The following is a 23146-nucleotide window of genomic DNA, read 5'->3' as shown; positions in this document are numbered from 1 at the left end:
ACTTGTTATCAGCATGTCGTTGCTATACTTGCTGTCATAGGATAAAGGAGGTTCGGTAATGCAGATAAGTTCAGACGTACATAATTATATGGAAACCTTAGTTGGCCAAGTACTGAGTTCGCCGCAATTCATCAATCAATTTGATAATGAACAATTGGCCGATATTGCGTGTTTAGCGCTGATTCAGCTGAAGCCCGTTTATATTCGTCATGACATTGATTTTTTATCTTCTCTTCCAGAACGCAAAATAATTCAGTTCAAGCAAAGTGCTGACGTTGCCGTACACAACGCGGTGGCAATGATTCAGGAAGATAGACGTAAAGATCGTGATGACGATGTACCTGTCATTTTTACGCATACCAGTTATGATGAAGACAAAGAGTTGGATTGGTACGAGAAACCTATTCTCAATATCAAACATTAAGTAATGAAGATCCAAGTCAGTTATTAATCCAAGGAGGAATTGTGGGATTTTTTTCACGTTTATTTGGCGATGGCGAAAAAACGACCGAAGTAAAAACGTTAGAACCAATAGAGTATAAAGGCTTCTTGATTTATCAGGAGAGCCTCTCTGAAGGTGGTCAGTACCGCATTGCAGGTCGCATTGAAAAAAAGTGTGATGGGGAAATCAAAACACACCGTTTCATTCGTTCCGATTTGCTTGGTTCAGAACACGAAGCGAATGAACTCATGTTAAAGAAATCTCAGATGTTCATCGATCAAATGGGTGACAAAATCTTCGATTAACAATTCACCGCAACTTGACTCCAATCATCTTAAAGAGAGCCATTAGTGTATATGCTGATGGCTCTTTCTTTTTTTAGCTTAAATACTTGTTAACTAAGTGGTTAGCAACTGACTGGTAAGACCTTGGTGTAGTCGTAGTGTTAGACGCTGTTATTTATCGTCGTCAGAGATACAATCACTCATTACTTAACGTTATATGTCATGATATTTAGTCTTTTTAATTACAAAACACTTGAAGTCATGACACTCGTTAGATACAAACAGAATCATAGTAGGACTGTTAGTCAAGGTGTTACAGCGCAAATAGGCGCTCTAAACGGCATTACCCGTTTGAAATGATTTTGCGTAATCAACAACAGATTGAAAGAAGAAAAAATTAGAGTAAAGAGCTTCGGCTTAGCTCTTATTTAGAACTAATTTATTGATATGTATACAAGGAGTATGCGTTTTGCAAATCGGTGTACCTAAAGAGATACTCGCGGGCGAATCGCGAGTGGCTGCGTCACCCAAATCGGTTGAGCAGTTAATAAAATTGGGATTCGATGTCGCGATTGAATCTCAGGCAGGGAAGCTAGCGAGTTTCGACGATGCCGCTTATGAAGCCGCTGGGGCGAAAATCGTTTCTAGCGAAGAAGTATGGACATCAGGCCTTATCTTAAAAGTAAATGCCCCAATCGTAGATAAAGAGAAAAATATCGACGAGATCGCATTGCTACAAGATGGTGCGACGCTGATTAGCTTTATTTGGCCTGCGCAACAAACGGAGTTGATGGCGCAACTTTCAAGCAAGAACATTAACGTTCTCGCGATGGATTCTGTTCCTCGTATCTCTCGTGCACAGGCTTTAGACGCGCTCTCTTCAATGGCAAACATCGCTGGTTATCGCGCCGTCGTTGAAGCAGCCCATGAGTTTGGTCGCTTCTTTACGGGGCAAATAACGGCTGCTGGTAAAGTTCCGCCCGCAAAAGTACTTGTAGCCGGAGCTGGTGTTGCTGGTCTCGCTGCTATCGGTGCAGCTGGCAGTCTTGGTGCGATTGTACGTGCGTTTGACGTGCGTCCAGAAGTAAAAGAACAAGTTGAATCGATGGGTGCTGAGTTCCTGACCGTTGAATTCCAAGAGGAAGCGGGATCGGGAGATGGCTACGCGAAAGAAATGTCAGATGACTTCAATAAAAAAGCAGCCGAGCTTTATGCAGAGCAAGCAAAAGATGTTGATATCATCATTACCACCGCTCTTATCCCAGGCAAACCTGCACCGACGCTGATCACTAAAGAAATGGTTGATAGCATGAAAGCGGGTAGCGTGATTGTGGACTTGGCAGCAGCGAACGGTGGTAACTGCGAGTACACGGTTAAAGACCAAGTCATTACCACAGATAACGGCGTTAAGATTGTCGGTTACACTGACATGGTCGGTCGTTTGCCGACGCAATCATCTCAGCTTTACGCAACTAACCTTGTCAACCTTCTAAAACTGCTTTGTAAAGAAAAAGACGGCAACATCAATATTGACTTTGAAGATGTTGTCATTCGTGGTGTTACCGTTGTTAAAGAAGGCGAAATTACGTGGCCAGCGCCGCCTATTAAGGTTTCAGCGCAGCCGCAAGCCAAACAAGAGCAACCAGTTAAGAAAGAGCCAAAAGTTGAACAACCAACGTCACCAACGAAAAAAATTGTTGGGTTAGTAGCGGCGGTTGGTGTTTTTGCTTGGATTGCATCTGTCGCTCCAGCAGCATTCCTTTCGCACTTCACTGTATTTGTCTTAGCTTGTGTGGTCGGTTATTACGTGGTTTGGAACGTAACTCATGCACTGCATACGCCATTAATGTCGGTAACTAATGCTATTTCAGGCATTATCGTTGTTGGTGCATTACTGCAAATTGGACAAGGTGATGGGGTGGTTTCCTTCCTATCCTTTATCGCTGTGTTGATCGCGAGTATCAACATCTTTGGTGGTTTCACCGTAACCAAGCGTATGCTTGAAATGTTCCGTAAAGATAAATAGGAGTTACAATGTCTGCAGGATTAGTACAGGCAGCTTACATTGTTGCTGCATTATTTTTCATCATGAGTTTAGCGGGACTTTCTAAGCAAGAGTCAGCGCGTAATGGTAATTACTATGGTATCGCTGGTATGACGATCGCGCTAATTGCAACGATCTTCAGTCCAGAAGCTCAAGGGTTTGCTTGGGTTATTATTGCGATGGTGATTGGTGGGGCGATTGGTATTTTCTACGCGAAGAAAGTAGAAATGACAGAAATGCCAGAGCTCGTTGCAATCCTCCATAGTTTTGTTGGTTTGGCAGCGGTCCTTGTTGGTTATAATAGCTACCTAGATGCCCCCGAAGCGGTGACGCATGCTGAACACGTTATTCATCTCGTGGAAGTGTTCCTTGGTGTGTTTATCGGTGCCGTGACCTTTACTGGGTCTATTGTTGCATTTGGTAAGCTACGTGGTGTAATTTCTTCTTCACCGCTTAACCTTCCTCATAAGCACAAAATGAACCTAGCGGCAGTCGTTGTGTCTACGCTTCTTATGATTTACTTCGTAAAAGCCGATGGCAGCATGTTCGCGCTAATAGTGATGACGTTAATTGCGTTTGCATTCGGTTACCATTTGGTGGCATCAATAGGTGGTGCAGATATGCCAGTTGTCGTTTCAATGCTGAACTCATACTCAGGTTGGGCTGCGGCTGCGGCAGGTTTTATGCTTGCAAACGACCTACTGATCGTAACCGGTGCATTAGTTGGCTCTTCTGGTGCGATACTGTCGTATATTATGTGTAAAGCAATGAATCGCTCTTTCATTAGTGTGATAGCGGGTGGTTTTGGCCAAGAGATAGTGATTTCTGGTGACGAAGAGCAGGGCGAACACCGTGAAACCACGGCGGAAGAAGTTGCTGAAATGCTGAAAAACTCCAAATCAGTCATCATCACTCCGGGATATGGAATGGCTGTGGCTCAAGCGCAATATCCAGTACACGAGATCACCGATAAACTTCGCTCACAGGGTATTGATGTGCGATTTGGTATCCATCCAGTCGCAGGCCGTTTGCCTGGTCACATGAACGTGTTGCTTGCAGAAGCAAAAGTCCCATATGATATCGTTCTGGAAATGGATGAAATTAATGACGACTTCCCTGAAACCGATACCGTGCTGGTCATTGGTGCCAACGACACAGTAAACCCTGCTGCACTTGAAGATCCAAACAGCCCAATTGCAGGTATGCCGGTGTTGGAAGTTTGGAACGCGAAAAACGTCGTTGTATTCAAGCGTTCAATGAATACTGGTTATGCAGGCGTTCAGAACCCACTGTTCTTCAAAGAAAATACTTCAATGCTATTTGGCGACGCAAAAGAAAGTATTGAGTCTATTTCTAAAGCATTGTAATCACTATTGATTTAAAACTGTTCAGGGTCAGCAATTGCTGGCCCTTTTTCTTTTCTCTTCAATGTTATAGTAATGCAAATCCTGCCGTCAGCTAATGTCAATTGCATTTAGATTAATGTATAGTTTTGGCTAATGTAACAAGTAACGGTAATAGTTTGATTAAACAGTTTTTGCTCGGTTTTGCAGCTACACTGCCGTTTGTGTCGGCGCCTGCATTTTCCGATTCACTACCAGAACGAATAGATACGTTTACAGAGCTATTTAACTATGAGATGGCTCTTAAGTCTTATGATATTCGTATTTTGCAATCAAATTATCCTACTAAGTTACTTGCGCCAGATTCGCTTCTGCCGCAAACGTCCGATTACCCATTAAAAGATATTCAACAGCTTTATAGTTTGGCAAATACTTGTCGTGGTAAATTGCCGTTAAGCCCTTTGATCACTGAGCCTTTGGTATTTACAAGAGCAATCTGTAAAGGCACACAGCTTACTCCACGTTGGTTTTCACGTAGTGGCCTTATCCATCCTGGCGGTGGGAGTTACGCAGCTCGTTATGTTGATAAGTATCCAGAACTTAGACCCAAGTTAGCCCAATACATGCACATTAAAGAGCGTGACAATGAAGAGGGCGATGAACTATTAGAAAGCTTGAAAAACATGGACGATGATGCCATTAATGCCTTGATTGCTGGCGCAAGTATGTTTATTGAAGATAACGAATTTTGGCTACGTCGTGGGGATCGTTACTTTGTTTTTGACAAAGATATCTGGCAAGAAAATGTCGCGAATGCTGGCCTTTCTTACGCTTTGGCATCACAGAATAAAAGCTGTTTCGTAAAACGAGGCAACATTTGCTGGGATGTAGAAGATCACTCACAAGTTTTGCGGATCAGCATGATCATATTGGTTATCGCGAATATCCTGCTTGTGATTGGTTGGGCTGTTTATCGTTGGAATAGTAAGCGTGAAGAACTTCGTAGTCGAATGCTTGTGTTACAAATTTTGACACACGAGTTAAGAACGCCTATCGCATCACTCTCTATGACTGTAGAAGGCTTCCGTCGAGAGTTTGAGCATCTACCTGAAAGTGTATATGACGAATTCCGAAGATTGTGTGAAGATACGCGTCGTTTACGTCAACTGGCAGAGGCGAGTAAAGATTATTTACAATCAGATAACCAAATGCTTGCAACAGACTGGGTTCCATCCGTTGCAGAATGGTTAGAATTTAAGATTGAAGAAGAATTTGATAATGCCGTGCTTTTAAACATCAACGCAGATGCGGCTGCTAAAGTTAATGTGTACTGGTTAGGTACCTGTATCGATAACTTGCTTCGTAATGCACTTAAGTATGGCGTTCCACCGGTTGAATTAAACGTTTCAACCAGTAAAGAAAAACTAGAGTTCCAAGTCCGTGACGCTGGTGGCCTAACAGCTAAAGATTGGGCTAATTTGAAAAAGCCGTTCGTAAGTAAAAGCGGATTAGGACTTGGATTAACAATCGTTGAATCTATGGTAGGCCGCATGGGCGGAAAAATGTCCCTAATGGGACCACCTACAACTTTTATATTGGAGATACCTTGTGAAACAGACACTGCTTCTCGTTGAGGACGATAAAAACTTGGCTGATGGCCTGTTAGTAAGCCTGGAACAAGCAGGATATGAGTGTTTACATGTGGAACGTATTGCTGACGTTGAACCACAATGGAAAAAAGCTGACTTGGTTATTCTCGATCGCCAACTCCCAGATGGGGACTCGGTACAATGTCTCTCTGGGTGGAAACAGATTAAAGATGTACCAGTTATCTTGTTAACGGCACTCGTTACTGTAAAAGATAAAGTTGCTGGCCTTGATTCCGGCGCGAACGATTACTTGACTAAGCCTTTTGCTGAAGCAGAACTTTTTGCGAGAATTCGTGCTCAGCTACGAGCTCCGGATGCAGATGAGCAAAGCAGCGCTGACAAAGTGATGACTAAAGATTTAAAGATTGACCGTGCAACCCGTGAAGTGACATACAAAGATGAGCTTATCACCCTAACTCGTACTGAGTTTGATCTGCTACTGTTTTTAGCATCTAATTTAGGACGCGTGTTTACTCGAGATGAGTTGCTTGACCATGTATGGGGTTACAATCACTTTCCTACAACACGTACCGTTGACACTCACGTACTCCAGCTACGTCAAAAATTGCCAGGGCTAGAAATCGAAACACTTCGTGGTGTTGGCTACAAAATGAAAGCATAAACAATAATGAAAACACTACTCCCTGTAGTTCTCTCATTAATGTTGGTAAAACCAGTCCATGCGATGGACTGGTTTCAAACCAACACACCGTTAATACAGGCACATCAACACTTACTCGAAGATGATCTTGCTGGGATGTTTAACTCCCTCGTTGAACTTTGGCAAACCGAATCAAGTAGAGACTTGACGCCTCACCTCAATGAACTTCTTGCTCAATCACTATCCAAAAACTGCGGAAAATCGCTAACAGATGTAACGCTGCCTGAATGGATAAGTGGTGTGAACGTTATTCGTCAAACAATACAAAGCCCGGGTCGTGATACATTTCGACTCGTGGTTAAGTTAAGAGCAACGACCGATATTGAAGATATTTCATTCCACCGTTGGGTAGATGATTCGATATCAGCAGATAGCTCTTTCAGTAAAGAAGAACCGGCTAACGAGACAGAGCTTGCTAATGAGCGTAGCTTTTTAAAACGCTATAACCTGACAGGTAAACTCGAAGCGGGTTTATATCACCTATCTATTGTTGCAAAAGACAAACGAAAGTACCGAACGTGGGTGATTTTAGGAGACTCCAACTCTTCACAGTATGTTCGCTGGATGTCAAAAGAGAACTGGAAGGTAGAAAAAAGTGCTCTGCGCAACCCGCACTGCCCATTACCACAACTTGAAGTCGGTCTCTATGACTATATTGATGGCCAGTATGAACAAATATGGAAGAAGACCTACGAATCTAACTATCCAAACTCGTTAGAGCTTGCTGGTGTACCTAATGATCGATATGTGCTTGCTGTCAGCATTAACAGCCGCCGTTGGCAGGGTGATATAATTGTTGAACAAGCTCAAACTATCAGCCGTACTTATGATCTTTCTCAAGAAGAATAGTTAAAGAAATTACACTTGTGCCGATATATGTTCAGGAAGAATAAATCGTAAGTGTAATATGAAAATCCAACTCAAAGTTTTAGCCACCGCCATCACTGCAACCATTTTCGTTAATGTTGCGTCTGCCGCCACTTATGCTATCGAAGCACGCAGCGATGCGATGGGTGGTGTTGGCACGGTATCAGCAACTTATCTTACCGCTCCATTTTTCAACCCAGCACTTACCGCAATCTATCGCCGCAACGATGACGCAGGTATGATCGTACCAAGTTTCGGCGGAAACTATAATGATCAATATGATCTTATTGATGAAATGGAACGCATTAGCAAACTCAATGATGTCAATGAAATCAAAACGTCGATGAACGCTATCAACGGCAAGAGAATGGACTTTGATCTTGGAGGCGTCGTCGCTATAGGCATTCCGAATCAGTTTTTATCTGCCACTGCATACGGGAAGTTGTATACCGAGTCATTTGTCCAACCAAATATAGACACTTCGGGCAACGATCCTCTGAACGATAGCTACGTTCAAGGAGTATCAATTGGTGTCGCTGAAGCAGGAGTCTCGCTCGCCAAATACACCAACTTTATGAATCAACACCTTTCACTAGGTATTACGCCTAAACTTCAGCGTATTTACACATACTCTTACGCCACAAGCTTTCAACACTTTGACACCAAAGACTTACGAGAAAATGAAACAGCTGAAACGATATTTAACTTAGATGCAGGTGCATTATGGTTCTTTGGCCCTTATCGTTTAGGTCTTTCTGCAAAGAACTTAATAGGAAGAGATGTGAAAACCAAATCCTTTCAATATGGTGCCGATACGATTAAATCCTATGAGTACAGCATGCGTCCTATTTATACCGTAGGGGCGGGGATTGTCGCTGACTGCTTCACCATGAGTGTTGACTACGACTTGAATGAAGAAAAACGATTTTCTTCTTTCGACGATAATACACAGATGATCCGTGCTGGAATTGAGTTTGATATTTTACGTCAAATGGCGTTACGTGCAGGATACATGAAGAACTTAGCTCAAAGTAATAATGAGGGCACTATCACTGCAGGGATTGGTTTATCACCTCTGAATCTCATCGAGCTGGATATTGCGGCACAGTATACGAACGAAAATGCAATGGGCGCTTCAATTAATTTCCTTGCGACCTATTGAGCGAATCGTTATAGTCAGCTCCACAAAAATGAGGAGCTTTTTATGTTTGACGATTTACCTCCGCTGTCTCACCAAGAGCAGCAACAAGCTGTAGAGCGAATTCAAGAATTGATGGCGAAGGGGACAAGTACCGCTGAGGCCATAAAAATTGTTGCTCAGAAGATTCGAGCTGATTACGCCAATAAACAGCAGCAAGATTAAACCATAAACTCAAAAAACAGGGCTCAGACCCTGTTTTTTATATTAAAACCTTCCCCCTCATCATTCCATCGCCTCACTTAGTTACGACGTAACACTATATATAGATTAGTCATCGCATAAATACCCCAAACTAAAAAGGTAAAATTTTACCTTTTTGAATTTAACAGACTACGCTTTCAACATCAGGTTAAGCCCATCTTAGGAATTTTAAGATGAAATTCCTTTATTTACATGGTCTTATAAAAGATGATTGCGCTAACAATAAAGCGAAAAAGAATGTTTCTGTAATTTTATTACATCCTGAATAGCGTGTGTTTTTTGGGTGGTGAAATATGCTAGAAAAATATAAAAGAGACGCGGTAACATAGGATCTGAGAGTCATAATGCCGACATAGTTAAGGTTTAAGGTACAGTAAGCACTTGCAGACATTTCAGCTGCATTGCAACTCACCGAGAAGAGGTTCAGGCTAATTGCCATGATCATCTAATCCGGTTTGGGTATAGTAAATCGAATAGCTCGTTAACAATGCTCTATGAGTACCTCACCATAACCTTGTAAGCGTTAACTTGTATGTCACAGTGTCACTTAATGAAAGGTAAAACTAAAGACAGGCATTAACCATTTTGTGACAACGTAATCACTAAGTGTTTTTGATGCTTTATGAGCAGTCGTTAAGGATAAAATAATGAAAGTATCCCTGTCTCATACCAATGCACTTCTTCATTCGGCCTACTTTCTCACGGCTGAAAAATTGAACTCGAATATTTCGAATAAATCTCTTTTCTCACATAACAATCGTTTTTAGTGGGCTAGACTTAGGGTAAGCACATGAAAACTAACAGGGAGAGAAGGAATGGATTACAAGCACATATTAGTCGCTGTTGATTTATCTCAATCTAGCCAAGTCGTTATCGAAAAAGCAATTAACCAAGCAAAGAACGCAAACAGTAAACTTTCGTTGGTATACGTTGATGTTGATCGAGTGGTAATGGAAGCAAAAGAAGAACAAAAGCTTCAACGTGAGTTAAAAGAACTTGCGGATAAATACGATTATCCTATTAGCGATAACATGGCAGTAATTGGCGATCTGCACATTAAGCTATCAGGAATAGTGAAGAGAGAGGGGATTGATTTAGTTGTGTGTGGTCATCATCATAATTTATTGAGCCGTTTTTTCTCATCTGTACCAAAGGTTGCAAATGAAGTAGAAGCAGATCTACTGATCGTGTATCTAGACGAGTAACCAGAGGCGTGGAGAATAAGTTTTATCAGCTTGCGCTTTGCTTCTAACCGCCAGGCGCAACAACGAACGCAAACTTAAACCATGTGAACTGCACCGAAATGTCATAAATGATAATCTACATAGTAATAAGGAAGCCGATACTTTTGTTTAGTTGATTGATCTCGACAGGCTGAAATCTGTGTTAATACGATGCCAAACAAAAAAGCCGAACCTTAGCGATGGGGTTCGGCTTTTTTGATCGTGTTCATTGATAGAATCCCAGCGCACTCAAATCAAGAATGTCTGCCGCATCGACTCGGCGGATCCAACGGTCACAGACATCTTGAATTACTTTAAAACGATTGATATCAGAGTCATTCATAGTCACTAGCATCTCAAATGTATCCTTATAGAGCTTAGTAACTGCAAGCGAAGGAGACATTTTAACTTTGGTAAATAGTGACATTACAACTTTGCTCCCATAACTTAAGTGCGCATTATATTCGTGTTTATGTTGAGTGGTTTGCCAACGGCCTAGAACGCGCAAAGGGTGGGCGAGAGAATTGCTCATTGTCGTAGCTCGCTGCGTACATGCTATGAGAGAGAATCGCTTTGAAGAGATAGCCTGTAACATAAAAAGCGTATAATGCGCATTAAGGAAGAAATGACATACCAAACGATGAGTATGTCATTTTATTTTATCTTCGTATCTTTTTAAGAAGTACCATAGGACGCTTTTGCAGTCTTCTGGTCTTCCTTCTAGTTTGATACTTTTTATTTTTCCGCTTTCATCGGTTTTGTATTCATACATGCAGAAATCATCACCGTTTCTTATTTTGTCTATGCGTTCCTTGCCATAGACTTCTTCAATTGGTCGGTTTGGATCTTCTTCACGACCAATGATTTCGCCCATTGTTGGGCCTGCCAATGAACTTGAGCTCATTAAGGCCATTGATAATATGATCTTTTTCATCGTCTTACTTCGTCGGTTAGCGAGCATTTTGGGAGGGGCCCGCTTAGCGGGAGGGACCTAAAAGCGGAGCCAAACCCCCGTCTAGTATTACGGGGGTAAATTCCACTGAATCATCAGTGTTCGCCGTGTATTCGCAAGCGTAGCGCGCCAGTGTTTGAGCGAAGCGAGTCAATCAAGTTAACTCTCTCCAATGCCATCCAGTTAGTCCTTTGAGTCCGTTTTTTTATGGATCATGTCTGCTTTAGCATCGTGCAAGTACTTGTCAAAAAGGAAGTTGGCAACGTCTGTCCATTTCACTGATTCTTTCGTTTCGTAGCTTACATCTATAGCTACTCTTTCCAACTTCATCTTTGTCGATTCGCTAACACGTAGGGAAGTGTACTTCTTCGTCATATGAACCTCATTGTGTGACATTATTCATGTATTTTAGTATGCAAATATACTCTTCGCCTATGGATGCTTGCATACATGCATTAATTGTGTTTATCTTTGCATCAAAATAACATTGTATGCATGTGTGCGTTAGCTGGAAATTGTAAGAATGAAAAAACAAGTATTCACCCCTGAAGAATTGGAAATCGATACTGAGGCGAGTCCTTTTGTTTTTGTTGATTACCTGTCTTGGACAATCCCTTACTCATCTTTGCGTCACGCTCACAAGTCAGATCTTTCTTCTGCTATCTGGGCTCCAATCCCTAAGCCAAATTACCGCATGGCTAAAACTCCTGAGCAAAAAGAAAAGTTAATCGAGCGATACAAACAACAGTGGAACGTTTCAATGATGGAACGTTTGGAGGTTTTTTGCTTGCACGTTCTTGGCCTTCGTATGTCGCCTTGGCGTGGTAAGGGGTTATACGGTTACGAGGATTCATGTCACTTGATGACCAAACACTCTAACAAGCACGTTGGTTTTGTTGCTTTGGGTGGAAACCTCGGAACCTGTTATTTCCAAATCGAGGGGCTAGGGTGCAAACACGTTTTTGAGCACACAAGTGCATTCCGTTTGCATTGGTGGTTAGAGCTTCTCGATTGTAACCGTCTATCTCGAATCGACCTTGCAGTCGATGACTTCCACGGCCTGTTCGGTCGTGAGTATGCAAAAAAAGCCTATGCCGATAATGCGTTTCGCACATCTGATAGGGGTTGCGGCCCTAGTGCGGGTGAGCGTTATTTCGCTGAACCTTCCGGCAAGGTTATCAATGAATCATTCGAGGTTGGCAACCGCAAATCTCGTATTTACTGGCGTATTTATAACAAGGCTGCTCAGCTTGGGCTCGATATGTTTTGGTTTAGAAGTGAGTGTGAGCTGAAGGAGATGCCAGTCGATGTGCTTCTCAATATCAGTGGTTACTTCGCCGGAATTTGTGCGTATAGCGCATCTATCGTATCCAGCTCTCCAGTAAAGGTGGTTACAAAAAAGAAACAAGTTGCGCTCGATATGCACGGGCGCATTCGTTGGGCTCGTCGTCAAGTTGGCCGCACGTTAGCGGATATTGCTAATTACTTGGATGGTGACTTGGAGAAAGTTTTTGGGTTGCTCATATCTGAGGATACGCAGGGCGATTTGCTCAACTTGCCTGATACATACAAACACATAATCAAAGAGATAATGGAGAATTAGCATGGCAGTTCGTTACGTTCTAACAGGTGGCACTTACTCAAAAGGCGTTGGTAAGCAATCCGGTAAAAAATATGAAATTGGTCGTTTGTTTGCTGGTAAGGCATTGAAGCCTTGGGAAAACGAAAAAGGCTCTCAAATTGCGTTTGGTATTGAATCTGTTGAGGTTCCATTTGCGCCAAATGATGCACTTCTCGCTAAATTCGAAACAACGATGTGTCCGGCTCTTGTTGAATTCGAGTATGAACCTGACCCTGAAGACCCGCGTCGCAACTTGGTTTGTGACTTTAAAGTGATTCGCAGCCTGTTCGACAATCCTGTCTCTGACAAAGCTAAGTAAGGTTTTCAATTATGCCTGTGTGCGCACTTCCAAACGCTGACGGTTTTATTGCTGTCGTTCCTGAAGTTGATGCTGCTTCTTGTAGCGGTTACGTCATGGTTACGGCTCAAGAATACGGTTCGCTGATGGATTTCACTCAGGTTACTGGCCCTGAAGCTACTCAAATGTTCGGCCTTGGTTTTTCCTTGGTTTTCTTTGGGGGCTTCATTTCTACCTATGCCATCAAGATGGCTTTACGTTTAATCAAACTTCTCTGAGGTACTTATGAAATACATCAATCAAGCGAAGAAATTCGCAAAACGTGGTGCTGCTACTGTTGCTGTGGCTGTTTTCTCTGGTTCTGCTTTCGCAAGTGAGGCAGGTTCTGACCCATTTAGTGCAATTGACCTTGCTGGCGTTGCGACCAAAATCGGTGCGTCTGGCTTGCTAATTGTTGGTATCTCTATGGCTCTTAAATCTATCACTCTTGCTAAGCGTGCTGTGAACAAGGCTTAAGTTTATGTTGGCCATTCTTCACGATGTCATTCTCATCGTCTTTGTGCTTTTGGGTGGCATTGCTGGATTTGTGGCCTCTCAAAACTTTAGAGGATAGGGGGCTTCGGTCCCCTTTTTTAATGAGGTTTATACATGAGTATTAAACAAAGCATTGCGGCACTGGTGATACTTTTGAGTGTTTCGTTTAGTGCTTTTTCTGGTATACAAATCACATCCGGCCCTTATTCTGGCTCTTATTTTGATAGTCCATCACATTATATATCTACTATTTCCGGTAGTTGCATGAAAGGCATTTCTAGCTCATGGCGCAATGCTATAGTTAGGGGTGGTACTGATAGGGGGAGTTATATTGAACTTAAATATGATACTTATTCTGATGCAGGTTCGACTTGTACTAAATTAAACTCTACAAAAAATTCACGCAATCATTTTTATTTAGCCGACGTTGAACCTCCTCTTCCTTTTTGCGAACGTCAAACAACTCTTGATGCTATAGATGTCGCTCGAACTCAATGTGAATCTAAAGGCGATCAATTTAGTTATTCTTGCAGTAACGAAACTGAGTCTTGGGACTTTCAATGTAATGGCCGTGATTGTTCAGAAGTAGAAGGTCAATCAGGCGATGTTCGTTGGATTTCTAGTATTTGGGGTAATTCTTCTCCTTCATCTTATATCTGTTCTTCTATCGGTGGCGGTTGTGGTGCTGCCATTGACCATTCCAGTTCTTGGTGCGGCGAGTCCGGTTGGTGTTATGCAAGTTTTACCGTCATTGGTCCTGCTTGTGATGTACCTAGTGGGCCATCTTTTTGTTCAGACCCTGAGTGCAAAGGTTATAAAGACCCAGATACTCAAGAAAAGCCAGATACAAACCCAACTCATGACCCTGACGATCCAACAGGCGGCGATATTGAAGACCCTAGTGTTTTGCCGGATTCCGATAGTGGCGTTGTCGTTCCTGACCCTCCAACAGATGCACCTGATGTTGAGGAGCCTCCAACAGATGAATCGACAGATACGGCAGTTGTCAGCGCAATAACGGGAATGAATAAGGATGTAAACAAGTCGCTCAATGAGATGAACATTAACATTAATCAGGCAAGTGTTGACGTTCAAAATCAAATCATTGCTCTTAATGCTTCAGTTGTCACCAATACGCAGGCCATTCAAAAGCAGCAAGCTAACGATAATGAAATCTATCGTAAAACAAAGTCTCTGATTCAACAGGCCAATGCTGACATAACAACAGCGGTAAACAAAAATACCAATGCGATTAACGGCGTTGGTAATGACGTTGAACAAATTGCTGGCGCAATGGATGGTATTGCTGAGGATGTTGCTGGTATTTCAGATACATTAGATGGCATTGCTAATACTGATACGTCCGGTGCTGGTACGGGTGGTACTTGTATCGAGGCTGGTAATTGTACTGGCTTTTATGAATCTGCTTATCCTGATGGGTTAGGCGGTTTGGTATCTGGTCAACTTAATGATTTAAAAACCAATGTGATTGACGACTTTGTTAATTCATTTGGCAACATAGATTTATCTAATGCTCAGCGTCCATCTTTCGTTCTTCCGGTTCCGTTCTTCGGTGACTTCAGTTTTGAAGAGCACATTAGTTTTGATTGGGTTTTCGGTTTTGTTCGTGCAGTTCTGATTATGTCGTCCATCTTCGCAGCACGTCGCATTATTTTTGGGGGTTAATATGGATTGGTTGGTCGATTTATTTAATAAGCTTTTGGTCTTTTTGTATCAGCTTTTAGTGTCGTTTTTTAACATGCTCAAGGACTTATTTTTCTGGGCGGTTGAGCAGGTCATGGAGATGGTTAACATGCTGCTTTCTGGCGTGTTCGCGCTCTTTGCGCCTGTTGATATGAGTCAGTATATGACTTCAATCCCTCCAACAGTGTCTTGGGTTATGGCTGCGGTTGGTTTACCTCAGTGCCTTTCTATCATTCTTGCAGCAATCACGGTTCGCTTAATGCTTCAACTGATTCCGTTTACGAGGTTAGGCTCATGATTTATACAATAGCAGGTAGACCAGGAGGCGGTAAGACTTACGAGGCTGTTGCTTATCACATCATTCCGGCTATCAAGGAAGGACGTAAAGTTATCACCAATATTACGCTTAATGTTGATTGGTTCGTAAAGATATTCGGTGAGGATGTGCGCGACCTAATCAAGATAGTGGATGGTCGGTTGACGGATTTTGGCTCTACAAGTCGCCCTTTTAGTCAGATTGAAGATTATTCGGATGAGTGGCGAAATGAGAAAGGACAGGGCCCTTTGTACATTGTTGATGAAGCTCATATGAGCTTACCATCTCGTGGGCTTCCGTCTGCGATTCTTGAGTGGTTTTCGATACATCGTCACTATGGTGTCGATATTATTTTACTGACTCAGAATATACGCAAGTTGCATCGCGATATTAAAGACATGATTGAAGTCACTTACCGTTGCACTAAAAATACTGCAATGGGCTCCAGCAACTCATACACCAAAAAAGTTCAAGATGGTTGTAATGGTGAGGTGGTTAATACTTCGATACGATCTTACAAGTCTGAGTATTTTCCATTTTATAAAAGCCATTCTCAGTCCAATAAGCATGTGCAAGAAGCGCAAGCAAAAGACATTAGACCTTTCTGGAAGCGATGGCCTGTTATTGGTACTGTTTTGCTTTTGGGTATTGGCTTGCCTATCAATATCATGGCTTGGTGGCCTGAACCCGAAAAAGCACCGGAACCAGTAAAGCAGCAAAATGTTAACGTAGAAATTCCAGCTGGCACGCCAACAGCTCAAGGAACTGACACTTCACCCAAGAAAAAGAACAGTACCGGTTTTGGCCCTTTAGATGGTTACGACTTTTTTATCACTGGTTACGCTAAGCAAATAGCGCTAACTACTAGCTTGAAATCAATGGGAGAATTAAACCGTGACCTGACTTTCTACAAGATATACATCGATGTTTATGATGGTACGGATAAACTTTTCAGTTTCGACCATACAGATTTGGTTGATATAGGTTACCAGTTTGAGGTTCTTTCGGATTGTGTCTATCGGGTAACTTGGGATCATTCAGAAAGGATCTTCACCTGCGGCCAACGCGAAAAGCCAACTGACATTCTCCAGCAAAACGTTCCTGTTCAGATATAGCAATGTTGGTCAATATTCTTTGGACGTTGTTCTGGGGCTTTTGTATTTGGGCAACAATAATGCTATTTAAATGGGCTGCCTCTAGCTAGACCGCTCGCCGCAGCTCGAATAAGCGCAGCGTCTGAGAGTGAGGAAGCGGAACATGCACACAGCTAATTTTTTCACGTTCACACTGGATTTATTTATGATTGATTTGATATTTGAATATCCTTATGAGTTTCTAGGATTCATAGGAATTTGGACTTTAGGCTTAGTTGTTTTGGTTCATGGTTTCAGTAAAAAGCAACTGCCTTAGTGCGCATTATATTCGTGTTTATGTTGAGTGGTTTGCCAACGGCCTAGAACGCGCAAAGGGTGGGCGAGAGAATTGCTCATTGTCGTAGCTCGCTGCGTACATGCTATGAGAGAGAATCGCTTTGAAGAGATAGCCTGTAACATAAAAAGCGTATAATGCGCATTAAGGAAGAAATGACATACCAAACGATGAGTATGTCATTTTATTTTATCTTCGTATCTTTTTAAGAAGTACCATAGGACGCTTTTGCAGTCTTCTGGTCTTCCTTCTAGTTTGATACTTTTTATTTTTCCGCTTTCATCGGTTTTGTATTCATACATGCAGAAATCATCACCGTTTCTTATTTTGTCTATGCGTTCCTTGCCATAGACTTCTTCAATTGGTCGGTTTGGATCTTCTTCACGACCAATGATTTCGCCCATTGTTGGGCCTGCCAATGAACTTGAGCTCATTAAGGCCATTGATAATATGATCTTTTTCATCGTCTTACTTCGTCGGTTAGCGAGCATTTTGGGAGGGGCCCGCTTAGCGGGAGGGACCTAAAAGCGGAGCCAAACCCCCGTCTAGTATTACGGGGGTAAATTCCACTGAATCATCAGTGTTCGCCGTGTATTCGCAAGCGTAGCGCGCCAGTGTTTGAGCGAAGCGAGTCAATCAAGTTAACTCTCTCCAATGCCATCCAGTTAGTCCTTTGAGTCCGTTTTTTTATGGATCATGTCTGCTTTAGCATCGTGCAAGTACTTGTCAAAAAGGAAGTTGGCAACGTCTGTCCATTTCACTGATTCTTTCGTTTCGTAGCTTACATCTATAGCTACTCTTTCCAACTTCATCTTTGTCGATTCGCTAACACGTAGGGAAGTGTACTTCTTCGTCATATGAACCTCATTGTGTGACATTATTCATGTATTTTAGTATGCAAATATACTCTTCGCCTATGGATGCTTGCATACATGCATTAATTGTGTTTATCTTTGCATCAAAATAACATTGTATGCATGTGTGCGTTAGCTGGAAATTGTAAGAATGAAAAAACAAGTATTCACCCCTGAAGAATTGGAAATCGATACTGAGGCGAGTCCTTTTGTTTTTGTTGATTACCTGTCTTGGACAATCCCTTACTCATCTTTGCGTCACGCTCACAAGTCAGATCTTTCTTCTGCTATCTGGGCTCCAATCCCTAAGCCAAATTACCGCATGGCTAAAACTCCTGAGCAAAAAGAAAAGTTAATCGAGCGATACAAACAACAGTGGAACGTTTCAATGATGGAACGTTTGGAGGTTTTTTGCTTGCACGTTCTTGGCCTTCGTATGTCGCCTTGGCGTGGTAAGGGGTTATACGGTTACGAGGATTCATGTCACTTGATGACCAAACACTCTAACAAGCACGTTGGTTTTGTTGCTTTGGGTGGAAACCTCGGAACCTGTTATTTCCAAATCGAGGGGCTAGGGTGCAAACACGTTTTTGAGCACACAAGTGCATTCCGTTTGCATTGGTGGTTAGAGCTTCTCGATTGTAACCGTCTATCTCGAATCGACCTTGCAGTCGATGACTTCCACGGCCTGTTCGGTCGTGAGTATGCAAAAAAAGCCTATGCCGATAATGCGTTTCGCACATCTGATAGGGGTTGCGGCCCTAGTGCGGGTGAGCGTTATTTCGCTGAACCTTCCGGCAAGGTTATCAATGAATCATTCGAGGTTGGCAACCGCAAATCTCGTATTTACTGGCGTATTTATAACAAGGCTGCTCAGCTTGGGCTCGATATGTTTTGGTTTAGAAGTGAGTGTGAGCTGAAGGAGATGCCAGTCGATGTGCTTCTCAATATCAGTGGTTACTTCGCCGGAATTTGTGCGTATAGCGCATCTATCGTATCCAGCTCTCCAGTAAAGGTGGTTACAAAAAAGAAACAAGTTGCGCTCGATATGCACGGGCGCATTCGTTGGGCTCGTCGTCAAGTTGGCCGCACGTTAGCGGATATTGCTAATTACTTGGATGGTGACTTGGAGAAAGTTTTTGGGTTGCTCATATCTGAGGATACGCAGGGCGATTTGCTCAACTTGCCTGATACATACAAACACATAATCAAAGAGATAATGGAGAATTAGCATGGCAGTTCGTTACGTTCTAACAGGTGGCACTTACTCAAAAGGCGTTGGTAAGCAATCCGGTAAAAAATATGAAATTGGTCGTTTGTTTGCTGGTAAGGCATTGAAGCCTTGGGAAAACGAAAAAGGCTCTCAAATTGCGTTTGGTATTGAATCTGTTGAGGTTCCATTTGCGCCAAATGATGCACTTCTCGCTAAATTCGAAACAACGATGTGTCCGGCTCTTGTTGAATTCGAGTATGAACCTGACCCTGAAGACCCGCGTCGCAACTTGGTTTGTGACTTTAAAGTGATTCGCAGCCTGTTCGACAATCCTGTCTCTGACAAAGCTAAGTAAGGTTTTCAATTATGCCTGTGTGCGCACTTCCAAACGCTGACGGTTTTATTGCTGTCGTTCCTGAAGTTGATGCTGCTTCTTGTAGCGGTTACGTCATGGTTACGGCTCAAGAATACGGTTCGCTGATGGATTTCACTCAGGTTACTGGCCCTGAAGCTACTCAAATGTTCGGCCTTGGTTTTTCCTTGGTTTTCTTTGGGGGCTTCATTTCTACCTATGCCATCAAGATGGCTTTACGTTTAATCAAACTTCTCTGAGGTACTTATGAAATACATCAATCAAGCGAAGAAATTCGCAAAACGTGGTGCTGCTACTGTTGCTGTGGCTGTTTTCTCTGGTTCTGCTTTCGCAAGTGAGGCAGGTTCTGACCCATTTAGTGCAATTGACCTTGCTGGCGTTGCGACCAAAATCGGTGCGTCTGGCTTGCTAATTGTTGGTATCTCTATGGCTCTTAAATCTATCACTCTTGCTAAGCGTGCTGTGAACAAGGCTTAAGTTTATGTTGGCCATTCTTCACGATGTCATTCTCATCGTCTTTGTGCTTTTGGGTGGCATTGCTGGATTTGTGGCCTCTCAAAACTTTAGAGGATAGGGGGCTTCGGTCCCCTTTTTTAATGAGGTTTATACATGAGTATTAAACAAAGCATTGCGGCACTGGTGATACTTTTGAGTGTTTCGTTTAGTGCTTTTTCTGGTATACAAATCACATCCGGCCCTTATTCTGGCTCTTATTTTGATAGTCCATCACATTATATATCTACTATTTCCGGTAGTTGCATGAAAGGCATTTCTAGCTCATGGCGCAATGCTATAGTTAGGGGTGGTACTGATAGGGGGAGTTATATTGAACTTAAATATGATACTTATTCTGATGCAGGTTCGACTTGTACTAAATTAAACTCTACAAAAAATTCACGCAATCATTTTTATTTAGCCGACGTTGAACCTCCTCTTCCTTTTTGCGAACGTCAAACAACTCTTGATGCTATAGATGTCGCTCGAACTCAATGTGAATCTAAAGGCGATCAATTTAGTTATTCTTGCAGTAACGAAACTGAGTCTTGGGACTTTCAATGTAATGGCCGTGATTGTTCAGAAGTAGAAGGTCAATCAGGCGATGTTCGTTGGATTTCTAGTATTTGGGGTAATTCTTCTCCTTCATCTTATATCTGTTCTTCTATCGGTGGCGGTTGTGGTGCTGCCATTGACCATTCCAGTTCTTGGTGCGGCGAGTCCGGTTGGTGTTATGCAAGTTTTACCGTCATTGGTCCTGCTTGTGATGTACCTAGTGGGCCATCTTTTTGTTCAGACCCTGAGTGCAAAGGTTATAAAGACCCAGATACTCAAGAAAAGCCAGATACAAACCCAACTCATGACCCTGACGATCCAACAGGCGGCGATATTGAAGACCCTAGTGTTTTGCCGGATTCCGATAGTGGCGTTGTCGTTCCTGACCCTCCAACAGATGCACCTGATGTTGAGGAGCCTCCAACAGATGAATCGACAGATACGGCAGTTGTCAGCGCAATAACGGGAATGAATAAGGATGTAAACAAGTCGCTCAATGAGATGAACATTAACATTAATCAGGCAAGTGTTGACGTTCAAAATCAAATCATTGCTCTTAATGCTTCAGTTGTCACCAATACGCAGGCCATTCAAAAGCAGCAAGCTAACGATAATGAAATCTATCGTAAAACAAAGTCTCTGATTCAACAGGCCAATGCTGACATAACAACAGCGGTAAACAAAAATACCAATGCGATTAACGGCGTTGGTAATGACGTTGAACAAATTGCTGGCGCAATGGATGGTATTGCTGAGGATGTTGCTGGTATTTCAGATACATTAGATGGCATTGCTAATACTGATACGTCCGGTGCTGGTACGGGTGGTACTTGTATCGAGGCTGGTAATTGTACTGGCTTTTATGAATCTGCTTATCCTGATGGGTTAGGCGGTTTGGTATCTGGTCAACTTAATGATTTAAAAACCAATGTGATTGACGACTTTGTTAATTCATTTGGCAACATAGATTTATCTAATGCTCAGCGTCCATCTTTCGTTCTTCCGGTTCCGTTCTTCGGTGACTTCAGTTTTGAAGAGCACATTAGTTTTGATTGGGTTTTCGGTTTTGTTCGTGCAGTTCTGATTATGTCGTCCATCTTCGCAGCACGTCGCATTATTTTTGGGGGTTAATATGGATTGGTTGGTCGATTTATTTAATAAGCTTTTGGTCTTTTTGTATCAGCTTTTAGTGTCGTTTTTTAACATGCTCAAGGACTTATTTTTCTGGGCGGTTGAGCAGGTCATGGAGATGGTTAACATGCTGCTTTCTGGCGTGTTCGCGCTCTTTGCGCCTGTTGATATGAGTCAGTATATGACTTCAATCCCTCCAACAGTGTCTTGGGTTATGGCTGCGGTTGGTTTACCTCAGTGCCTTTCTATCATTCTTGCAGCAATCACGGTTCGCTTAATGCTTCAACTGATTCCGTTTACGAGGTTAGGCTCATGATTTATACAATAGCAGGTAGACCAGGAGGCGGTAAGACTTACGAGGCTGTTGCTTATCACATCATTCCGGCTATCAAGGAAGGACGTAAAGTTATCACCAATATTACGCTTAATGTTGATTGGTTCGTAAAGATATTCGGTGAGGATGTGCGCGACCTAATCAAGATAGTGGATGGTCGGTTGACGGATTTTGGCTCTACAAGTCGCCCTTTTAGTCAGATTGAAGATTATTCGGATGAGTGGCGAAATGAGAAAGGACAGGGCCCTTTGTACATTGTTGATGAAGCTCATATGAGCTTACCATCTCGTGGGCTTCCGTCTGCGATTCTTGAGTGGTTTTCGATACATCGTCACTATGGTGTCGATATTATTTTACTGACTCAGAATATACGCAAGTTGCATCGCGATATTAAAGACATGATTGAAGTCACTTACCGTTGCACTAAAAATACTGCAATGGGCTCCAGCAACTCATACACCAAAAAAGTTCAAGATGGTTGTAATGGTGAGGTGGTTAATACTTCGATACGATCTTACAAGTCTGAGTATTTTCCATTTTATAAAAGCCATTCTCAGTCCAATAAGCATGTGCAAGAAGCGCAAGCAAAAGACATTAGACCTTTCTGGAAGCGATGGCCTGTTATTGGTACTGTTTTGCTTTTGGGTATTGGCTTGCCTATCAATATCATGGCTTGGTGGCCTGAACCCGAAAAAGCACCGGAACCAGTAAAGCAGCAAAATGTTAACGTAGAAATTCCAGCTGGCACGCCAACAGCTCAAGGAACTGACACTTCACCCAAGAAAAAGAACAGTACCGGTTTTGGCCCTTTAGATGGTTACGACTTTTTTATCACTGGTTACGCTAAGCAAATAGCGCTAACTACTAGCTTGAAATCAATGGGAGAATTAAACCGTGACCTGACTTTCTACAAGATATACATCGATGTTTATGATGGTACGGATAAACTTTTCAGTTTCGACCATACAGATTTGGTTGATATAGGTTACCAGTTTGAGGTTCTTTCGGATTGTGTCTATCGGGTAACTTGGGATCATTCAGAAAGGATCTTCACCTGCGGCCAACGCGAAAAGCCAACTGACATTCTCCAGCAAAACGTTCCTGTTCAGATATAGCAATGTTGGTCAATATTCTTTGGACGTTGTTCTGGGGCTTTTGTATTTGGGCAACAATAATGCTATTTAAATGGGCTGCCTCTAGCTAGACCGCTCGCCGCAGCTCGAATAAGCGCAGCGTCTGAGAGTGAGGAAGCGGAACATGCACACAGCTAATTTTTTCACGTTCACACTGGATTTATTTATGATTGATTTGATATTTGAATATCCTTATGAGTTTCTAGGATTCATAGGAATTTGGACTTTAGGCTTAGTTGTTTTGGTTCATGGTTTCAGTAAAAAGCAACTGCCTTAGTGCGCATTATATG

29 protein-coding genes are annotated in these 23146 nt (G+C 42.5%); 24 read left to right on the top strand and 5 right to left on the bottom strand.

The window, feature by feature from the left end; translation table 11 throughout:
* Positions 1 to 58 precede the first annotated feature (58 nt).
* The 10 genes from AC3D28_RS14470 (at position 59) to AC3D28_RS14425 (ending at position 9897) form a co-directional block, all read left to right on the top strand.
* Positions 59 to 424: a late competence development ComFB family protein gene (locus tag AC3D28_RS14470; RefSeq protein WP_098413975.1), complete on the top strand. Its 366-nt coding sequence runs from the start codon at positions 59 to 61 to the stop codon at positions 422 to 424.
* A 41-nt stretch (positions 425 to 465) separates the two neighbouring features.
* On the top strand, positions 466 to 747 hold the full coding sequence (locus AC3D28_RS14465) for an HlyU family transcriptional regulator (protein WP_098413976.1): 282 nt from the start codon (positions 466 to 468) through the stop codon (positions 745 to 747).
* A 448-nt stretch (positions 748 to 1195) separates the two neighbouring features.
* Complete coding sequence (locus AC3D28_RS14460) at positions 1196 to 2752, top strand: Re/Si-specific NAD(P)(+) transhydrogenase subunit alpha (protein ID WP_488536465.1); 1557 nt, start codon at positions 1196 to 1198, stop codon at positions 2750 to 2752.
* 8 nt (positions 2753 to 2760) lie between these two features.
* On the top strand, positions 2761 to 4137 hold the full coding sequence (gene pntB, locus AC3D28_RS14455) for a Re/Si-specific NAD(P)(+) transhydrogenase subunit beta (RefSeq protein ID WP_488536464.1): 1377 nt from the start codon (positions 2761 to 2763) through the stop codon (positions 4135 to 4137).
* 155 nt (positions 4138 to 4292) lie between these two features.
* On the top strand, positions 4293 to 5747 hold the full coding sequence (gene vxrA / locus AC3D28_RS14450; RefSeq protein ID WP_098414509.1) for a sensor histidine kinase VxrA: 1455 nt from the start codon (positions 4293 to 4295) through the stop codon (positions 5745 to 5747).
* The gene (gene vxrB, locus AC3D28_RS14445) at positions 5722 to 6384 is read left to right on the top strand and encodes a response regulator transcription factor VxrB (RefSeq protein ID WP_098413979.1); all 663 of its coding nucleotides are present in this window, start codon (positions 5722 to 5724) and stop codon (positions 6382 to 6384) included. Before vxrA ends, vxrB begins: the two co-directional genes overlap by 26 nt.
* Before the next feature lie 6 nt (positions 6385 to 6390).
* The gene (locus AC3D28_RS14440) at positions 6391 to 7272 is read left to right on the top strand and encodes a DUF2861 family protein (protein ID WP_098413980.1); all 882 of its coding nucleotides are present in this window, start codon (positions 6391 to 6393) and stop codon (positions 7270 to 7272) included.
* Between the two features lie 58 nt (positions 7273 to 7330).
* Positions 7331 to 8452 carry a conjugal transfer protein TraF gene (locus tag AC3D28_RS14435; RefSeq protein ID WP_488536463.1) on the top strand — a complete coding sequence of 374 codons (1122 nt, stop codon included), beginning with the start codon at positions 7331 to 7333 and terminating at the stop codon, positions 8450 to 8452.
* 42 nt (positions 8453 to 8494) lie between these two features.
* A complete protein-coding gene (locus AC3D28_RS14430) occupies positions 8495 to 8653 on the top strand; it encodes a YoaH family protein (RefSeq protein WP_098413982.1) in 159 nt (52 codons plus the stop codon).
* An 854-nt stretch (positions 8654 to 9507) separates the two neighbouring features.
* A complete protein-coding gene (locus tag AC3D28_RS14425; protein WP_488536462.1) occupies positions 9508 to 9897 on the top strand; it encodes a universal stress protein in 390 nt (129 codons plus the stop codon).
* A 244-nt stretch (positions 9898 to 10141) separates the two neighbouring features.
* Here AC3D28_RS14425 and AC3D28_RS14420 read toward each other — a convergent pair whose 3' ends face one another.
* From AC3D28_RS14420 to AC3D28_RS14410, 3 genes are all read right to left on the bottom strand, one after another.
* Complete coding sequence (locus tag AC3D28_RS14420) at positions 10142 to 10447, bottom strand: hypothetical protein (RefSeq protein ID WP_488536461.1); 306 nt, start codon at positions 10445 to 10447, stop codon at positions 10142 to 10144.
* A 117-nt stretch (positions 10448 to 10564) separates the two neighbouring features.
* A complete protein-coding gene (locus AC3D28_RS14415) occupies positions 10565 to 10849 on the bottom strand; it encodes a hypothetical protein (RefSeq protein WP_488536460.1) in 285 nt (94 codons plus the stop codon).
* 201 nt (positions 10850 to 11050) lie between these two features.
* The gene (locus AC3D28_RS14410; protein WP_285336636.1) at positions 11051 to 11242 is read right to left on the bottom strand and encodes a hypothetical protein; all 192 of its coding nucleotides are present in this window, start codon (positions 11240 to 11242) and stop codon (positions 11051 to 11053) included.
* Positions 11243 to 11390: 148 nt separating this feature from the next.
* Between AC3D28_RS14410 and AC3D28_RS14405 the strand changes: the two genes are divergently transcribed.
* From AC3D28_RS14405 to AC3D28_RS14375, 7 genes are all read left to right on the top strand, one after another.
* The gene (locus AC3D28_RS14405) at positions 11391 to 12470 is read left to right on the top strand and encodes a replication initiation factor domain-containing protein (protein WP_488536459.1); all 1080 of its coding nucleotides are present in this window, start codon (positions 11391 to 11393) and stop codon (positions 12468 to 12470) included.
* A gap of 1 nt (position 12471) precedes the next feature.
* Positions 12472 to 12807, top strand: coding sequence for a hypothetical protein (locus tag AC3D28_RS14400; RefSeq protein ID WP_488536458.1), 336 nt, complete (start codon positions 12472 to 12474; stop codon positions 12805 to 12807).
* 11 nt (positions 12808 to 12818) lie between these two features.
* Positions 12819 to 13064, top strand: coding sequence for a hypothetical protein (locus tag AC3D28_RS14395; RefSeq protein WP_017636224.1), 246 nt, complete (start codon positions 12819 to 12821; stop codon positions 13062 to 13064).
* A 7-nt stretch (positions 13065 to 13071) separates the two neighbouring features.
* A complete protein-coding gene (locus tag AC3D28_RS14390; RefSeq protein WP_488536457.1) occupies positions 13072 to 13302 on the top strand; it encodes a phage coat protein in 231 nt (76 codons plus the stop codon).
* A 132-nt stretch (positions 13303 to 13434) separates the two neighbouring features.
* Positions 13435 to 15006: a methyl-accepting chemotaxis protein gene (locus AC3D28_RS14385; RefSeq protein WP_488536456.1), complete on the top strand. Its 1572-nt coding sequence runs from the start codon at positions 13435 to 13437 to the stop codon at positions 15004 to 15006.
* 1 nt (position 15007) lies between these two features.
* Positions 15008 to 15322: a DUF2523 family protein gene (locus tag AC3D28_RS14380; protein ID WP_488536455.1), complete on the top strand. Its 315-nt coding sequence runs from the start codon at positions 15008 to 15010 to the stop codon at positions 15320 to 15322.
* On the top strand, positions 15319 to 16455 hold the full coding sequence (locus AC3D28_RS14375; RefSeq protein ID WP_488536454.1) for a zonular occludens toxin domain-containing protein: 1137 nt from the start codon (positions 15319 to 15321) through the stop codon (positions 16453 to 16455). The genes AC3D28_RS14380 and AC3D28_RS14375 overlap by 4 nt, the downstream gene beginning before the upstream one ends.
* A gap of 492 nt (positions 16456 to 16947) precedes the next feature.
* On the opposite strand, the gene AC3D28_RS14370 is transcribed toward AC3D28_RS14375, so the two are convergent.
* Together AC3D28_RS14370 and AC3D28_RS14365 are read right to left on the bottom strand one after the other, a co-directional pair.
* Positions 16948 to 17232 carry a hypothetical protein gene (locus tag AC3D28_RS14370; RefSeq protein WP_488536460.1) on the bottom strand — a complete coding sequence of 95 codons (285 nt, stop codon included), beginning with the start codon at positions 17230 to 17232 and terminating at the stop codon, positions 16948 to 16950.
* Between the two features lie 201 nt (positions 17233 to 17433).
* A complete protein-coding gene (locus AC3D28_RS14365) occupies positions 17434 to 17625 on the bottom strand; it encodes a hypothetical protein (protein ID WP_285336636.1) in 192 nt (63 codons plus the stop codon).
* Positions 17626 to 17773: 148 nt separating this feature from the next.
* Here AC3D28_RS14365 and AC3D28_RS14360 point away from each other — a divergent pair, with 148 nt between their 5' ends.
* From AC3D28_RS14360 to AC3D28_RS14330, 7 genes are all read left to right on the top strand, one after another.
* Positions 17774 to 18853: a replication initiation factor domain-containing protein gene (locus AC3D28_RS14360; RefSeq protein ID WP_488536459.1), complete on the top strand. Its 1080-nt coding sequence runs from the start codon at positions 17774 to 17776 to the stop codon at positions 18851 to 18853.
* A gap of 1 nt (position 18854) precedes the next feature.
* A complete protein-coding gene (locus AC3D28_RS14355; RefSeq protein ID WP_488536458.1) occupies positions 18855 to 19190 on the top strand; it encodes a hypothetical protein in 336 nt (111 codons plus the stop codon).
* Between the two features lie 11 nt (positions 19191 to 19201).
* On the top strand, positions 19202 to 19447 hold the full coding sequence (locus AC3D28_RS14350; protein WP_017636224.1) for a hypothetical protein: 246 nt from the start codon (positions 19202 to 19204) through the stop codon (positions 19445 to 19447).
* A gap of 7 nt (positions 19448 to 19454) precedes the next feature.
* On the top strand, positions 19455 to 19685 hold the full coding sequence (locus AC3D28_RS14345; RefSeq protein WP_488536457.1) for a phage coat protein: 231 nt from the start codon (positions 19455 to 19457) through the stop codon (positions 19683 to 19685).
* A 132-nt stretch (positions 19686 to 19817) separates the two neighbouring features.
* Positions 19818 to 21389, top strand: a complete 1572-nt coding sequence (locus AC3D28_RS14340; RefSeq protein WP_488536456.1) for a methyl-accepting chemotaxis protein — start codon at positions 19818 to 19820, stop codon at positions 21387 to 21389.
* Between the two features lies 1 nt (position 21390).
* A complete protein-coding gene (locus AC3D28_RS14335; RefSeq protein ID WP_488536455.1) occupies positions 21391 to 21705 on the top strand; it encodes a DUF2523 family protein in 315 nt (104 codons plus the stop codon).
* The gene (locus AC3D28_RS14330) at positions 21702 to 22838 is read left to right on the top strand and encodes a zonular occludens toxin domain-containing protein (RefSeq protein WP_488536454.1); all 1137 of its coding nucleotides are present in this window, start codon (positions 21702 to 21704) and stop codon (positions 22836 to 22838) included. Before AC3D28_RS14335 ends, AC3D28_RS14330 begins: the two co-directional genes overlap by 4 nt.
* The last annotated feature ends 308 nt before the right edge of the window (positions 22839 to 23146 follow it).

The organism is Vibrio sp. TAP-3B, from assembly GCF_057784735.1.
Note: the sequence above shows the minus strand (reverse complement) of the source record. Positions and strands in the feature narration are given on the sequence as shown.

Coding starts and splice junctions, on each gene's coding strand:
- AC3D28_RS14355 (WP_488536458.1), top strand. CDS start 18,855: ATGGCAGTTCGTTACGTTCTAACAGGTGGCACTTACTCAAAAGGCGTT.
- AC3D28_RS14330 (WP_488536454.1), top strand. CDS start 21,702: ATGATTTATACAATAGCAGGTAGACCAGGAGGCGGTAAGACTTACGAG.
- AC3D28_RS14420 (WP_488536461.1), bottom strand. CDS start 10,447: ATGAGCAATTCTCTCGCCCACCCTTTGCGCGTTCTAGGCCGTTGGCAA.
- AC3D28_RS14345 (WP_488536457.1), top strand. CDS start 19,455: ATGAAATACATCAATCAAGCGAAGAAATTCGCAAAACGTGGTGCTGCT.
- AC3D28_RS14340 (WP_488536456.1), top strand. CDS start 19,818: ATGAGTATTAAACAAAGCATTGCGGCACTGGTGATACTTTTGAGTGTT.
- AC3D28_RS14425 (WP_488536462.1), top strand. CDS start 9,508: ATGGATTACAAGCACATATTAGTCGCTGTTGATTTATCTCAATCTAGC.
- AC3D28_RS14335 (WP_488536455.1), top strand. CDS start 21,391: ATGGATTGGTTGGTCGATTTATTTAATAAGCTTTTGGTCTTTTTGTAT.
- AC3D28_RS14370 (WP_488536460.1), bottom strand. CDS start 17,232: ATGAAAAAGATCATATTATCAATGGCCTTAATGAGCTCAAGTTCATTG.
- AC3D28_RS14375 (WP_488536454.1), top strand. CDS start 15,319: ATGATTTATACAATAGCAGGTAGACCAGGAGGCGGTAAGACTTACGAG.
- AC3D28_RS14405 (WP_488536459.1), top strand. CDS start 11,391: ATGAAAAAACAAGTATTCACCCCTGAAGAATTGGAAATCGATACTGAG.
- AC3D28_RS14410 (WP_285336636.1), bottom strand. CDS start 11,242: ATGACGAAGAAGTACACTTCCCTACGTGTTAGCGAATCGACAAAGATG.
- AC3D28_RS14365 (WP_285336636.1), bottom strand. CDS start 17,625: ATGACGAAGAAGTACACTTCCCTACGTGTTAGCGAATCGACAAAGATG.
- AC3D28_RS14390 (WP_488536457.1), top strand. CDS start 13,072: ATGAAATACATCAATCAAGCGAAGAAATTCGCAAAACGTGGTGCTGCT.
- AC3D28_RS14360 (WP_488536459.1), top strand. CDS start 17,774: ATGAAAAAACAAGTATTCACCCCTGAAGAATTGGAAATCGATACTGAG.
- AC3D28_RS14435 (WP_488536463.1), top strand. CDS start 7,331: ATGAAAATCCAACTCAAAGTTTTAGCCACCGCCATCACTGCAACCATT.
- AC3D28_RS14350 (WP_017636224.1), top strand. CDS start 19,202: ATGCCTGTGTGCGCACTTCCAAACGCTGACGGTTTTATTGCTGTCGTT.
- AC3D28_RS14470 (WP_098413975.1), top strand. CDS start 59: ATGCAGATAAGTTCAGACGTACATAATTATATGGAAACCTTAGTTGGC.
- AC3D28_RS14400 (WP_488536458.1), top strand. CDS start 12,472: ATGGCAGTTCGTTACGTTCTAACAGGTGGCACTTACTCAAAAGGCGTT.
- AC3D28_RS14380 (WP_488536455.1), top strand. CDS start 15,008: ATGGATTGGTTGGTCGATTTATTTAATAAGCTTTTGGTCTTTTTGTAT.
- AC3D28_RS14395 (WP_017636224.1), top strand. CDS start 12,819: ATGCCTGTGTGCGCACTTCCAAACGCTGACGGTTTTATTGCTGTCGTT.
- AC3D28_RS14415 (WP_488536460.1), bottom strand. CDS start 10,849: ATGAAAAAGATCATATTATCAATGGCCTTAATGAGCTCAAGTTCATTG.
- AC3D28_RS14385 (WP_488536456.1), top strand. CDS start 13,435: ATGAGTATTAAACAAAGCATTGCGGCACTGGTGATACTTTTGAGTGTT.
- AC3D28_RS14430 (WP_098413982.1), top strand. CDS start 8,495: ATGTTTGACGATTTACCTCCGCTGTCTCACCAAGAGCAGCAACAAGCT.
- pntB (WP_488536464.1), top strand. CDS start 2,761: ATGTCTGCAGGATTAGTACAGGCAGCTTACATTGTTGCTGCATTATTT.
- AC3D28_RS14440 (WP_098413980.1), top strand. CDS start 6,391: ATGAAAACACTACTCCCTGTAGTTCTCTCATTAATGTTGGTAAAACCA.